Origin of the sequence: Sphaerisporangium sp. NPDC049002 (assembly GCF_040649355.1) — a bacterium.
In the GTDB taxonomy this organism is placed as follows: domain Bacteria; phylum Actinomycetota; class Actinomycetes; order Streptosporangiales; family Streptosporangiaceae; genus Sphaerisporangium.
On sequence record NZ_JBEZFH010000032.1, the window covers coordinates 1 to 13,317 of the forward strand.

The 13,317-nt window shown below is 71.5% G+C and carries 9 protein-coding genes; 6 read left to right on the forward strand and 3 right to left on the reverse strand.

Going from position 1 to position 13,317, the window contains the following annotated elements; all coding sequences use genetic code 11:
- The 4 genes from AB0B89_RS09800 to treZ form a co-directional block, all read left to right on the forward strand.
- Positions 1–2,450: hypothetical protein (locus AB0B89_RS09800; RefSeq protein WP_358550515.1), on the forward strand; the 2,450-nt coding region annotated here is incomplete at its 5' end.
- Between the two features lie 171 nt (positions 2,451–2,621).
- Positions 2,622–4,727 (forward strand): glycogen debranching protein GlgX, encoded by a 2,106-nt coding sequence (glgX, locus tag AB0B89_RS09805; RefSeq protein ID WP_358550517.1) that lies wholly within the window; start codon positions 2,622–2,624, stop codon positions 4,725–4,727.
- 42 nt (positions 4,728–4,769) lie between these two features.
- Positions 4,770–7,037: a malto-oligosyltrehalose synthase gene (gene treY / locus AB0B89_RS09810; protein WP_358550519.1), complete on the forward strand. Its 2,268-nt coding sequence runs from the start codon at positions 4,770–4,772 to the stop codon at positions 7,035–7,037.
- Positions 7,038–7,117: 80 nt separating this feature from the next.
- Positions 7,118–8,842 carry a malto-oligosyltrehalose trehalohydrolase gene (treZ, locus tag AB0B89_RS09815; RefSeq protein WP_358550521.1) on the forward strand — a complete coding sequence of 575 codons (1,725 nt, stop codon included), beginning with the start codon at positions 7,118–7,120 and terminating at the stop codon, positions 8,840–8,842.
- Between the two features lie 103 nt (positions 8,843–8,945).
- On the opposite strand, the gene AB0B89_RS09820 is transcribed toward treZ, so the two are convergent.
- Both AB0B89_RS09820 and AB0B89_RS09825 read right to left on the reverse strand, forming a co-directional pair.
- Positions 8,946–9,470: a sigma-70 family RNA polymerase sigma factor gene (locus tag AB0B89_RS09820; RefSeq protein ID WP_358550523.1), complete on the reverse strand. Its 525-nt coding sequence runs from the start codon at positions 9,468–9,470 to the stop codon at positions 8,946–8,948.
- Positions 9,471–9,614: 144 nt separating this feature from the next.
- On the reverse strand, positions 9,615–10,556 hold the full coding sequence (locus AB0B89_RS09825; protein WP_358550525.1) for a MerR family transcriptional regulator: 942 nt from the start codon (positions 10,554–10,556) through the stop codon (positions 9,615–9,617).
- Positions 10,557–10,765: 209 nt separating this feature from the next.
- Between AB0B89_RS09825 and AB0B89_RS09830 the strand changes: the two genes are divergently transcribed.
- Both AB0B89_RS09830 and AB0B89_RS09835 read left to right on the forward strand, forming a co-directional pair.
- Positions 10,766–12,061: a deoxyribodipyrimidine photo-lyase gene (locus AB0B89_RS09830; protein ID WP_358550527.1), complete on the forward strand. Its 1,296-nt coding sequence runs from the start codon at positions 10,766–10,768 to the stop codon at positions 12,059–12,061.
- Positions 12,058–12,360 carry an MTH1187 family thiamine-binding protein gene (locus AB0B89_RS09835; RefSeq protein WP_358550529.1) on the forward strand — a complete coding sequence of 101 codons (303 nt, stop codon included), beginning with the start codon at positions 12,058–12,060 and terminating at the stop codon, positions 12,358–12,360. The genes AB0B89_RS09830 and AB0B89_RS09835 overlap by 4 nt, the downstream gene beginning before the upstream one ends.
- A 7-nt stretch (positions 12,361–12,367) precedes the next feature.
- Here AB0B89_RS09835 and AB0B89_RS09840 read toward each other — a convergent pair whose 3' ends face one another.
- Positions 12,368–13,138 (reverse strand): SAM-dependent methyltransferase, encoded by a 771-nt coding sequence (locus AB0B89_RS09840; RefSeq protein WP_358550531.1) that lies wholly within the window; start codon positions 13,136–13,138, stop codon positions 12,368–12,370.
- Positions 13,139–13,317: the final 179 nt, after the last annotated feature.

A 13,317-nucleotide genomic window follows, 5' to 3' on the forward strand; every position in this document is an offset into this window, starting at 1 on the left:
CCGCCCGCGCGGCCGGCCGTACGGTCGTGTTCGGCCGGTGCTGGGACGGCAGCGGCGCGCCGCCGTTCTGGCCGTGGGCGCAGGCCGTGCGGGAGCTCACCGGGCGCGACGGCGAGCTGGCCGAGCTGGTGGGCGCGGGGGAGGGCTTCCCGCTGTACGAGGCGGTCGTCCGGCTGGTGAACGGGTACGGCCGCGTGCTGGTCGTCCTCGACGACCTCCAGTGGGCGGACGCCTCCTCGCTCGGGCTGCTGGAGTTCCTGGCGACGACCCGCGCCTGTCCGAGGCTCACCGTGGTGGCGACCTACCGCGACACCGACGTGGCACAGCCGCTCTCGCGCCACCTCCCGGCCCTTGTACGGCTGCCGCACGCCGAGCGGATCACGCTGGCCGGCCTGTCGGAAGGGGACATCGGCGAGTACCTCGGCCGTGAAGGCGCCGATCCGGCGCTCGCGGGCCGGATGGCGCGGCTGACGGCGGGCAACCCCTTCTTCCTGGGCGAGGTCGTGCGGCTGGGCGAGGGCGTCGCGGCGCCCGATGCCGTCGCCGACGTGGTCATGGGACGCGTCGCCGCGCTGCCTCCCCACACCGGCGAGGTCCTGACCGCGGCGGCGCTCCTCGGCCGGGAGGCCCGGCTGGACGTGCTGCTCGACGTGCTGGCCGACACCGCCGGCGTGCCCCAGGACCAGGTGCTCGACATCCTCGACGCGGCGGTGCGGGCCAGGCTGCTCGCCGAGCGGGCCGAGCCGCCCATCGGCCACCGCTTCGTCCACGACATCGTCCGGGACGTCCTGCGCGCGGGTCTCGCGCCGCTGCGCAGGCGCCGCCTGCACGCCCAGGTGGCGGCCGTGCTGGAGCGCCGCGGAGACGCGCCCCCGGCCGAGATCGCCCACCACTACCGCGAGGGCCTGGTCCTCACGGGGACGGCCGCCAAGGCGATCGAGTACTCCCGCCAGGCCGCGGCGCACGCCACGGGCCAGCTCGCCCACGAGGACGCGGTGGAGCACCTCGGGCACGCCGTACGGCTGACCGGCGAGCCCGCCGGCGGTGACCTTGCCCTGCGCTGCGACCTGCTCCTCGACCTGGCGGAGGCGCAGGCGGCGGCCGGGATGAGCACGGCGGTGCGGGCCACGCTGGACGAGGCCGCCGCCCTCGCCGAGGAGATGGGCGACATCGACAGGCTCGCGCGGGCCGCCCTCGGCTTCTCCGACCTGATCTACTGGCTCATGTTCGAGGAGTGGGCCGGCATGGACCGGTTCGCCGCCCGCATCGAACGGGTCCTGCGCGACCAGCCCGGCGACTCGCCCTGGGCGCCGCAACTCCTGGCGGCGCTGGCGGTCGCGGGGTACTACAGGCGGTCGCTGGACGAGAGCGCCGGCCTCGCCATGGAGGCCGTACGGATGGCCAGGCGGTCGGGGGACGACCGGTCGCTGCTCCGCACGCTGGTCGCCCACGAGATGCTGCTGCGCGGCGACGCGGACCCCCGCGAGCGGCAGGCGCTCGTCGACGAGATCATCGAGATCGGCGTGAGGATCGGGGACCTTCCGTACGAGTGGCTCGGACGCGAGGCCGACTACATCATGCGCGTCTCGGCGGGCGACTTCGACCGGGCCGACGAGCTCCTGACCTGGCTGTACGAGACCGCCCTGAGCCTGCGCCAGCCCGCCATGCTGAGCCTCGCGGCCTGGCAGAAGGCGGTCACGGCGTACCTGCGCGGCCGGTTCGACGAGGCGCTCGCCGGCGCGGAGGAGTCGGGGCTGGCCCATCCCGAGGGCGCCCTCGGCCGGGGGGACCCGGACTCCCGCACCCAGCTGTTCAGGTCGCTCGTCCTGCGGTGCCGTGATCGCGCGGCGGAGGCGCTCGCGGTGGCCGACGGGATGCCGGCCGGAGCGCCGGACGACCTGAGCCGGCGGCTCGTGCGCTGCCTGGCCCTGCTCGACCTCAACGAGGCCGGCGACGACCCCGACGCGGCAGGCGACGGGCTGAGCGAGGCAGGCGACGACCTCGACGCCGCCGGAGACGATCGCGGACGGCGCGACGAGGCGCGGGCCGTCCTCGCGGAACTGGCCGCCGACGGGTTCGAGGCGGTCGAGCACGACCTGTACTACCGGTTCATCGCCGACGCGCTCAGCGAGATCTGCCTGGCCGTGGGCGACACGGCCGCCGCTCGCGCGCTGTACGACCGGATCACCGTCAAGGACGGCCTGTTCGGCTGGTCGCTGGCCGGGCTCTGCCTCGGCAGGCTGGCCATGGTCCTGGGCGACACCGCCCTCGCCGAACGGCACCTCAGAGAGGGGCTGGCCTTCGTCACGAGCTCGGGCGCCCGGCTGTACGAGGCGCCGGTGCTGGCCCTGCTCGCCGAGGTCACAGGGGATGCGGAGATCCGCGGGGAAGCAGCGCGCGCCGCCGCCGGGCGAGTGTCCGGCGCGGGCCGGCCTGGCGAGGTCGAGTAGCCTGGCTCGTGCCGCACGACCACGTGGCGACACGTGCGGAGCCGCACCGTGACACAGAGTCCTTGACATAGAAGCGCACATTGTCCCCCTTGGACAAGTGATTGACTCACCAAGCTGCGCTGGGTGGCATGGTCGGGGGAACATGGGGCAAATCCCTATCCGGGTGGTGACATGATCGAAACTTGGCCCGGCGACCCCTATCCGCTCGGGGCTACATATGACGGCGCGGGAACGAACTTCGCGCTCTACACCGAGGTCGGCGAGCGCGTGGAGCTCTGCCTCTTCGACGAGGACCAGAAGGAGGAACGCGTCGCGCTCACCGAGTGCGAGGGGTTCGTCTGGCATGGGTACCTGCCGGGCATCGGCCCCGGCCAGCGCTACGGCTACCGCGTGGACGGCCCGTACGAGCCGTCGCGCGGGCAGCGCTGCAACCCGAACAAGCTCCTCCTCGACCCGTACGCCAAGGCGATCGAGGGCGGCGTGCAGTGGGACCAGGCCGTGTACGGCTACCGCTTCGGCGACCCCGACAGCCGCGAGGACACCGACTCGGCCGCCTACGTGCCGAAGTCCATCGTGGTGAACCCCTTCTTCGGATGGGGCCACGACCGGCCGCCGGCGACGCCGTACCACGACACGGTGATCTACGAGGCGCACGTCCGGGGGCTGACCATCCAGCACCCCCGCATCCCCGAGCGCATCCGCGGCACCTACGCCGCGCTCGGGCACCCCGAGATCATCGATCACCTGACGGGGCTCGGGGTCACGGCGGTCGAGCTGATGCCGGTGCACCAGTTCGTCACCGACGACACGCTGGAGCAACGGGGGCTGACCAACTACTGGGGCTACAACACCATCGGCTTCTTCGCGCCGCACAACGCCTACTCCAGCTCGGGTGAGCGGGGCGGTCAGGTGCTGGAGTTCAAGGCCATGGTGAAGGCCCTGCACGAGGCCGACATCGAGGTCATCCTCGACGTCGTCTACAACCACACGGCCGAGGGTAACCACCTCGGGCCGACCCTCAGCATGCGCGGCATCGACAACGAGGCCTACTACCGGCTCGTCGACGACGACCAGCGCTACTACATGGACACGACGGGCACCGGCAACAGCCTGCTGATGCGCTCACCGCACACGCTTCAGATGATCATGGACTCGCTGCGCTACTGGGTCATCGAGATGCACGTCGACGGGTTCCGCTTCGACCTCGCCTCGACCCTGGCCAGGGAGCTGCACGAGGTCGACAGGCTGTCGGCCTTCTTCGACCTCGTCCAGCAGGACCCGGTGCTCAGCCAGGTCAAGCTCATCGCCGAGCCGTGGGACGTCGGGCCGGGCGGCTACCAGGTGGGCAACTTCCCGCCACGGTGGACCGAGTGGAACGGCCGCTACCGCGACACGATCCGCGACATGTGGCGGGGCGAGCACGCCGCGCTGCCGGAGTTCGCCTCGCGCCTCACCGGCTCCAGCGACCTCTACCAGGACGACAGCCGCCGTCCCGCCGCGTCGATCAACTTCGTCACCTGCCACGACGGCTTCACGCTGCGCGACCTCGTGTCGTACAACGACAAGCACAACGAGGCGAACGGCGAGGGCAACCGCGACGGCACCGACGACAACCGGTCGTGGAACTGCGGCGAGGAGGGCCCGGCCAGCGGCGCGGTGGAGGCGCTGCGCGAGCAGCAGAAGCGCAACTTTTTGGCCACGCTGTTCCTGTCGCAGGGCGTGCCGATGCTCTCCCACGGGGACGAGCTGGGCCGTACGCAGGAGGGCAACAACAACGCCTACTGCCAGGACAACGAGATCAGCTGGGTCGACTGGTCCGACGTCCGCGAGAACTGGCTGCTGCTGGAGTTCACCCAGCAGCTCGCGCGGCTGCGCCGTGACCATCCGGTGTTCCGGCGCAGGAGGTTCTTCTTCGGGCGCGCGGTGCGCGGGTCGGGCGACGAGCTGACCGACATCGCCTGGCTCACGCCGTCGGGCCAGGAGATGACCGACGGCGACTGGCACAACGGGTACGCCAAGTCTCTCTGCGTCTTCCTCAACGGCGAGGCCATCACCGAGCCCGACCGGCGGGGGCGGCGCGTCGTCGACGACTCGTTCCTGCTGATGTTCAACGCCCACCACGACATCATCCGGTTCACCATCCCGAAGGACTTCGGCGAGGTGTGGGTGCCCGAGATCGACACCGCGGTGCCCATCTCGATCGACTCCAAGCTGTACCGGGCGGGTGAGGAGGTGCCCGTCGCGGGTAGGTCGGTCCGGGTGCTACGCCGTGCCTGAGCGGTTCCCACGCATGCCCGTCTGACATTCGGAGGACACGACGTGACCGAATCGGTGAAGCCCGCGGCGTCGGGGGGGCCGGGGGCGGCCGGTCCCACGGCCCCCGCGAAGCCCACGGCGACCTACCGGCTCCAGCTCACCCCGGACTTCGGATTCGGGGAGGCGGCCGGCCTGGTCGGCTACCTCTCCGAGCTGGGGGTGAGCCACCTCTACCTCTCGCCGATCCTGCAGGCGGTGCCGGCCTCGCTCCACGGCTACGACGTGACCGACCACTCGCGGATCAGGGAGGAGTTCGGCGGCGTCGCCGGCCTGCGCGAGCTGGCGGCCGAGGGGCTCCCGCTGATCGCCGACATCGTGCCGAACCACATGACCGTGCCCGTCCCCGAGTCGGCCAACGCCCGGCTCTGGGAGGTCCTCAGGGACGGCCCCGAGTCGCCCTCGGCGCGGTGGTTCGACATCGACTGGTCCGGCGGCAAGGTGGCGATGCCCGTGCTCGGCGACGACACCGACGTCGAGGCCGAGGTGGTGGCCGACGGCGACGTCCTGCGCTATTACGACCACGAGTTCCCCGTGCGGCGGGGAGGCGGCAGGCTGGACGACCAGTTCTACCGGCTGGTGCCGTGGCGGGAGAGCCCCGGTTACCGGCGGTTCTTCGACGTCTCCTCCCTCATCGGGCTCCGCGTCGAGGACCCCGAGGTCTTCGACGCCACCCACCGGCTGATCCTCTCGCTGGTGGCGGAGGGGGTCATCACCGGGCTGCGGGTCGACCATCCCGACGGGCTGGCCGATCCGCGCGCCTACCTCGCCCGGCTGCGGGAGCTGGCCCCGGTGTGGACGGTGGCCGAGAAGATCCTCATCGACGACGAGCGGCTGCCGGACGACTGGGCGTGCGACGGCACGACCGGTTACGACGCGCTCAACATGGTCACGCGGCTGTTCGTCGATCCGGCGGGGGCCGCGCCGCTGGTCGGCACGTTCCTCCAGCACACCGCCTTCCCGGCCGACTACGACATCGTGCGCTATGAGGCGAAAAAGCAGGTCTTGGCGCAGTTCTTCGGTAGTGAGATCGACCGGCTCACCCGTGACGTGCCCGAGCTGCGTGCGGCCATGGTCGAACTGCTCGCGGCGATGCCGGTCTACCGGGCGTACGCCGTCCCCGGCGAGGAGCCTCCCGCGAAGACCGTGAGGCTGATCCGCGCGGCCGCCGCCGAGGCCGCCCGGCGTGCCGATCCCGAGGCGGTGGCCAGGGCGGCCGATCTGGTCCTGTCCGGCCCGGCCGAGACGGTCACCCGGTTCCAGCAGACCTGCGGTCCCGTCATGGCCAAGGGCGTGGAGGACACCGCGCTGTACCGCTGGTACCCGCTGGCCTGCCTGAACGAGGTCGGCGGGGAGCCCGACCGCTTCGGCGTCTCGGCGGAGGAGTTCCACGCGTTCTGCGCCGGCATGGCGCCGTACACGATGACCACGCTCTCGACCCACGACACCAAGCGGTCGGAGGACGTCCGCGCCCGCCTCGCCGTCCTGTCGGAGCTTCCCGGCGAGTGGGCCGAGGCGGTGGCCGGCTGGTCCGAGCGGGTCTCCTTCGACCCCAAGCTCGACTACCTCGCCTGGCAGAACCTCATGGCGGCCTGGCCGATCAGCGTCGAGCGCTTCGGCGACTACCTCTACAAGGCGGCCAGGGAGGCCAAGACCACGATCTCGTGGATGGCCCCTGACGCCGCGTACGAGAAGGGCGTCCGCGACTTCGCCGCGCGGGCGATCGACGTCTGCGGGCTCTCGGTCGCCGCGTTCACCGAGCGCGTCGACCGGTACGCCCAGGTGAACTCCCTCGGCCAGAAGCTCGTGCAGCTGATGATGCCGGGCATCCCGGACGTCTACCAGGGAAGCGAGACCACCGACTTCTCGCTGGTCGATCCCGACAACCGGCGGCCGGTGGACTTCGCCTACCGGCGCTCGCTCCTCGACGCACCGGCGGGCGACACCTGGGACGCGGCCAAGCTCCTGGTCACCACGTCCGCCCTGAAGCTGCGCGCGAGGCTCGACCCCGCCGCGCCGTACATCCCGCTCGAAGCCGACGAGGAGGGGGCGGGCCGCGAGCACGTCATCGCGTTCGCCCGGGGAGACCAGGCGGTGGCGGTGGCCACGCGGTTCCCGGCCGGTCTGGAGCGGCGCGGCGGCTGGGGTGCCGAGACGCTGACCCTGCCTGCGGGCCGGTGGCGCGACGTGCTCGCCGGCACTTCCCACGCCGGGCGCGTCCCGTTCGCCCACCTGCTCGCACGTTATCCCGTGGCGTTGCTGGAAAGGGAATAGCGGGCGGCGGTCAACGGCGTCACGTCCTTCGGGGACACTCCTTTCTGGAGCACGGTTCTGGATGCACTGCGGGGAGGAACATGTTCGAGGTCTGGGCACCGACGGCGGGCCGCGTCGAGGTGGAGATCGACAAGGCGCGCCGGCACGAGATGGTCCGGCGGGACGACGGCTGGTGGACGGCGGAGGTGCCCGGCGCCTCCCACGACACCGACTACGCCTTCAGCGTCGACGGCGGCGAGGCGTTCCCCGACCCGAGGACGCGCCGGCAGCCGTACGGTGTCTTCGGGCCGAGCCGGGTCTACGAGCACGACCGCTTCACCTGGGGCGACCAGGCCTGGCGCGGGCGCGACCTCCCCGGATCGGTGATCTACGAGCTGCACGTCGGCACGTTCACCAAGGAGGGCACCTTCGACGCGGCGGCGGGCAGGCTCGGCCACCTCGCCGAGCTCGGGGTCGACTTCGTGGAGATGCTTCCGGTCCCGCCGGTCCCCGGGCGCCACAACTGGGGGTACGACGGAGTCGACCTCTACGCGGTGCACGAGGAGTACGGCGGGCCGGACGGGCTCAAGCGGTTCGTGGACGCCTGCCACCGCGCGGGCATCGGCGTGCTGCTCGACGTGGTCTACAACCACCTCGGGCCGTCCGGGAACTTCCTCGCCCAGTTCGGGCCCTACCTCCACGAGTCCGCGTCCTCGTTCTGGGGGCAGGCGGTCAACCTGGACGGCAAGCACTCCGACGAGGTGCGCCGTTACTTCATCGGCAACGCGTTGCAGTGGCTGCGCGACTACCACATCGACGGGTTGCGCCTGGACGCCGTGCACGCCCTGCACGACAAGCGGGCCCTGCACTTCCTGGAGGAGCTCGCCGAGGAGACCGACGCGCTGTCGGCCGCGCTCGGACGGCCGCTCACGCTGATCGCCGAGTCCGACCTGAACGACCCCCGGCTGATCACCCCGCGCGAGGCCGGGGGCTACGGCCTGGCCGGCACCTGGGACGACGACGTGCACCACGCCCTGCACTCCGCCCTGACCGGTGAGCGGCACGGCTACTACTGCGACTTCGGGCCGATGGAGGTGCTCGCCAAGGTGTTCACCTCGGCCTACTTCCACGACGGCACGTACTCCACCTTCCGGGGGCGCAAGCACGGCCGTCCGGTCGACCGGCACCGCGTCCCGGGCTACCGGTTCGTGTGCTCGCTGCAGAACCACGACCAGATCGGCAACAGGGCGATGGGCGACCGGCTCTCGCCCGAGGCGCTCAAGGTCGGAGCCGGCCTGCTGCTGACCTCGCCGTTCACCCCGATGCTGTTCATGGGGGAGGAGTGGGGGACCAGAACACCGTTCCTGTTCTTCACCGACCACGTGGAGCCGCACCTCGCGCAGGGCGAGAGCGAGCGCAGGGAGCGGGAGTTCGTCGGCTTCGGCTACGACGACTGGGGCACCACGGCTCCCGACCCGCAGGACGAGGCGACGTTCCACCGCTCGAAGCTCGACTGGAGCGAGCTGTCGTCGCCGGTCCACGAGGAGCTGTTCGGCTGGTACCGCGATCTGATCAGGCTCAGGAAGACGGTTCCCGACCTCGCCGACCCCCGGCTCGACCGCGTGTCCGTCGAGTTCAGCGAGCGGGACCGCTCGATCGTCGTGCACCGGGGCGCGTTCCGTGTGGCCGCCAACCTCGGCGACTCCCCGGTGACCGTGGGGCTCGGGCCGGGCGCAATGCTGATCGCCTCCGACCCTAAGGTGGCGCTGACCGGCGACGGCCTCTCCCTGCCGCCGCACTCCCTGGCCGTGGTCCGGCCGGATTGACCTTCACCGTATGACCACGCGCGGCGTGAGCTCGCGGCCCCGGACGGCCGCGAGCCCTCGCCGTTCACGCCGTTCGTTCACGCCGTTCGTTCACGCCGTTCGTTCACGCCGCGATCGGCGAGAGCATCGTCGAGAGGCGGTGCAGGCCGCGTGCGGTGCGGGCCTTCACGGTGCCGAGGGGCACGTCGAGCCGTTCGGCGATCTCCCGCTGGGTGAGCTCGCCGTAGTAGGCCAGCTCGATCGCCTCGCGCTGCGGCCCGGGCAGGACCGCGAGCGCCCGCTGGATCTGGTCACGCCTGCCGAACGCGTCGGCCGTCTCGCGGCCGTCGCCGTCCCTCGGCTCCGACACGCTGTCCAGCGGGACGGTCGCGAGCACCCGGACCCTCAGGTGGTCGATGGCGCGCTTGCGGGCGATGCCGAGCAGCCAGGCCTCAAGGCTGCGGCTCGGATCATAGCGGTGCCGCGAGCGCCACACCTCTGAGAAGACCACCTGCCGCACGTCCTCGATGTCCTGCGCGGGAACGAGCCTGCGCAGGTAGGCCGCGACCAGTGACCCGTATGTCCGGTAGCACTCCGCGAGAGCGGCGTCGTCACCGCTCGCCAGACGGATGCCGAGTGTGTCCGTCATTGGACCCTCCTCGGGGGCGGAAAACTTACTCAAAACCTATTCATAGACCTCCGAGAGTGCGGCGCGCAACCCAAGAAGACCCAAAACGAGGGCCTGGACAGGTCAAGAAGGATCGACGAACAGGCCCGGCGGCCCGAGGATGATCTAGTGAAGCGTGGCGCGGACCTGGGCCACGGCGTCCCGCAGGGAGAACGCGCGGGCGACCCCGGCGGGAATGCGCTCGTCCCACCAGCCGGGCCCCCCCACGATGATCCGGCTCGCCGGACGCAGCGCCGGCAGCGCCCGGAGGGGCGCGGGATCGCCCGTCGCGTCGAGCTGTGACCAGACGAAGACCACGATGGGCCCGATGCGGCGCATGGCGTCCGCCAGGGCGTGGTAGGGCGTGCGCGGCCCGAGGATGCGCGTCTCCAGGCGGTCGGCCGTGGTGAGCGTCGCCGCGAGCGCGTACAGCGGCAGGCTGTGCTGCTCGTCCTCGGCGCAGGCCAGCAGGATCGCGCGGGGATGCGACGGACGGGCGGGCCTGCCGGCACGCTCGCTCAGCGCGCTCAGCAGCCGCTCGGAGAACAGGTGCTCGATCTCGATGCCCGCGCCCGTCGCGTCCTGCCTCCTGATGATCGCGTCGAACACCGGCAGGACCAGCCGCTCCCACGTCCAGGCGACCCCGTGCTCGTCCAGGGCCGCGCCGAGGCCCGAGACGACGGCGTCACCGTCGAGGTTCAGCGCCGCCCTGGCGAGGACGGCGGCGCTCGGAACCCGCACGGCCCCCGCCTCGGGCACCGCTCGGTCCACCGGCCCCGAAGTCCGCCCGAGGTCCGCAGGAGTCCGCCCGAGGGCGGCCTGGGCGGCCTCGGCGGGAGGCAGCCCGGCTCTGATCAGCCGGTTCATCTCCTCCAGGCGCAGCAGGTCGGCCGCGTCGTAGCGCCGGTGCCCGCCGGGGCTGCGGTGGCTCGGCCCGATGCCGTAGCGGAGGTTCCAGGTGCGCAGGGTGGGCGCGGGCACGCCGAGCCGCCGGGCGACGGCGCCGATGCCGTAGCTCGGCCCCTCGTCGATCGGCTCGCCGGTCATCTCACCTGTGCGCTCGTCCATTCGCTCTGTCCAGGCCCCGCTTTCGTGGCCGCCCGTCGAGGTAACAGCCTGCCAGGTGGCGGCACCTGCCCGAACCGTTCGGCCCCTGCCCGGACGGCCATGCCACCGCTCGTACGTCCGGCCGCGCTCGGCTCCCCTCTCGCTGAGTCCTTCGCAAGGTATCCGCCGCCGGACGCAACCGCCTGCCGGTGATCTCCGAAGAGTTGGATGTGGACACTGTCATCGTGCTGCTCACCAGGGATCTCCGGGTGCACGATCACCCGGTGCTGGCCGAAGCCTGCGCGCGGGCGCGCTCGGTCGTCCCCCTGTTCGTCCTGGACCCGGCGATACGTGGACACCACCGTCAGGGGTTCCTGGCCGAGGCCCTTGCGGACCTGAGGTCGTCACTTCGCGACCTCGGAGGCGACCTCGTGGTACGCCGGGGCGACCCGGTGGCCGAGGCCGTACGTCTCGCGACCGAGCTGCCCGCGTCGGCCATCTGGACCTCCTCGGACGTCAGCGCGTACGCGCGCCGGCGCGAGCGGCGGCTGAAGGAGGCGTGCGAGGCCCACCGGCTGGGGTTCCGGCTGTTCCCGGGCGTGACCGTCGTGCCGCCCGGCGAGCTGCTGCCCGCCGGAGGCGACCACTACCGCGTGTTCACCCCGTACTGGCGGGCCTGGTCGAGCACGGCTCACCGGCCGGTCCTCGGTCCGCCCAGGGTGGTCTCCCTGCCCGACGGGATCGACCCGGGGGAGCTGCCCGCGCGGCCTCAGCGGCCGTTCGGGAACCTGCGCGGGGGCGAGACGCTGGCCAGGCGGCGCCTGGAGCTGTGGCTGAAGCTCTGCCTGGCCGACTACGCCGAGGGGCACGACACGCTGTCGGAGAACCAGACCTCCATGCTCAGCCCCTATCTCCGGTTCGGCTGCGTGTCGCCGTCCGAGGTCGCCGCCCGAGCCGTGGGTCGGCCGGGCGCCGAGGAGTTCGTCAGGCAGCTGTGCTGGCGCGACTTCTACTACCAGGTGGCCCTGGCGTTCCCCGACCTGCCGCGGCGCGACTACCGGCCGCGAGCCAGGGACTGGAACGACGACGAGGACGCCGCCCAGGCCTGGCGGGAGGGCATGACCGGGGTGCCGATCGTGGACGCCGGGATGCGCCAGCTCCTCGCCGAGGGGTGGATGCACAACCGCGCCCGCATGATCGTCGGCTCCTTCCTCACCAAGCGGCTGATGATCCACTGGCGGGTGGGCGGGGAGCACTTCGCCGACCTGCTGCTGGACGGGGACATCCCGAACAACTGGGGCAACTGGCAGTGGGTCGCGGGCACGGGCAACGACACGAGGCCGAACCGCGTGCTCAACCCCCTGCGCCAGGCCCACAGGTTCGACCCGGACGGCGCGTATGTCAGGCAGTACGTCCCCGAGCTGGCCGCGCTGCCCGCCCCGCTGATCCACGAGCCGTGGAAGGCCTCGCCCAAGGTGCCCTCCTATCCGCCCCCGCTGGTCCCGTCGTGGACAATGGACAGATGATCATCGCATTCTCCGTCACCCCGCTCGGCGTGGGCGAGGCCGTGGCCGAACCCGTGGCCAGAGCCGTCCGCGTGGTCCGCGAGAGCGGCCTGCCGAACAGCACCGACGCCATGTTCACCACGATCGAGGGCGACTGGGACGAGGTCATGGACGTCGTGAAGCGCGCCGTCGAGGCCGTCGCCGAGGTCGCCCCCCGCGTCAGCCTGGTCCTCAAGGCGGACGTGCGACCGGGCGTGGACGACGCCATGACCTCCAAGGTCGAATCCCTCGAACGCCACCTCGGCGGACGGCCGGAGTGACCGGCCGCTAGCGCTTGCGGGCCACCCCGCCCCAGCCCAGGGACGCGAAGCGTCTGATCAGGTGGGGCGGGATGAAGTGGCTGGTGTCCAGGAGTTCGAAGTCTCCGAAGAAGAGGTTGATCTCCTCGGTGGACCGTGGCAGCACGGGCGTGTTCGTACGGGAGTAGATCTGCCGCAGCCGCTCGGTGTCGTCCCCGCGCTCGCCGGTCGTGGTGAGGTGCGTGATCGCCAGGTAGCTGCCTGGCGCCACCATCTCGCGGAGCCTGGCCACGTGCTCGTGCGGTTCGTCGACGAAGTGGAGCATCGCCACCATCAGCAGGCCGACGGGCCGGTTCCAGTCGATGAGCCCGGTCTGGGAGACCTTGGCGTGGATGTCCTCGGGCTTGCGGACATCGCCGTTGACCATGGCGACCGTGGAGGTCTTGGCCAGCAGCGCCCTGCCGTGGACGCACACGACGGGATCGTTGTCGACGTACACCGTGCGGGCCGCGGGATCCACGGAGTGGGCCACCTGGTGCACGTTGTTCCGGGTGGGCAGGCCCGCGCCGATGTCGACGAACTGCCGGATCCCGATCTCCCCGGCCAGGTGGCGGACCACCTTGCCGAGGAACTCCCGGTTGCCCCGGACGCCGTCGCGGGACTCGGGGAACACCCTGACGATCCGCTCGGCCGCCTCGCGGTCGGCGGCGAAGTTGTCCTTGCCGCCGAGCATGTAGTCGTAGATACGCGCCGAGTTGGCCGTGTGGACGTCGACTCCACCCGGGGCCTCACCGATCATCGCGTCCTCCAAGCCTCGCGCCGACGCCGTCCGCACGAGCCCCCCGTATGCGTGTGGTGCGGCGGCTTCGAGGATACCGGAAACATTCCTTACAGACCGGCACAAATGCCCGGATCGTATGGTGTCGGACATCCTGAGTACGTGGAGGCGACGGCCGCTGATCGGACGGGCTGAGTACC

Bases quoted from the DNA above. Each gene is read 5' to 3' on its own strand.
- glgX (WP_358550517.1), top strand. From the start codon at position 2,622: ATGATCGAAACTTGGCCCGGCGACCCCTATCCGCTCGGGGCTACATAT.
- treZ (WP_358550521.1), top strand. From the start codon at position 7,118: ATGTTCGAGGTCTGGGCACCGACGGCGGGCCGCGTCGAGGTGGAGATC.
- AB0B89_RS09820 (WP_358550523.1), bottom strand. From the start codon at position 9,470: ATGACGGACACACTCGGCATCCGTCTGGCGAGCGGTGACGACGCCGCT.
- AB0B89_RS09825 (WP_358550525.1), bottom strand. From the start codon at position 10,556: ATGGACGAGCGCACAGGTGAGATGACCGGCGAGCCGATCGACGAGGGG.
- AB0B89_RS09835 (WP_358550529.1), top strand. From the start codon at position 12,058: ATGATCATCGCATTCTCCGTCACCCCGCTCGGCGTGGGCGAGGCCGTG.
- AB0B89_RS09840 (WP_358550531.1), bottom strand. From the start codon at position 13,138: ATGATCGGTGAGGCCCCGGGTGGAGTCGACGTCCACACGGCCAACTCG.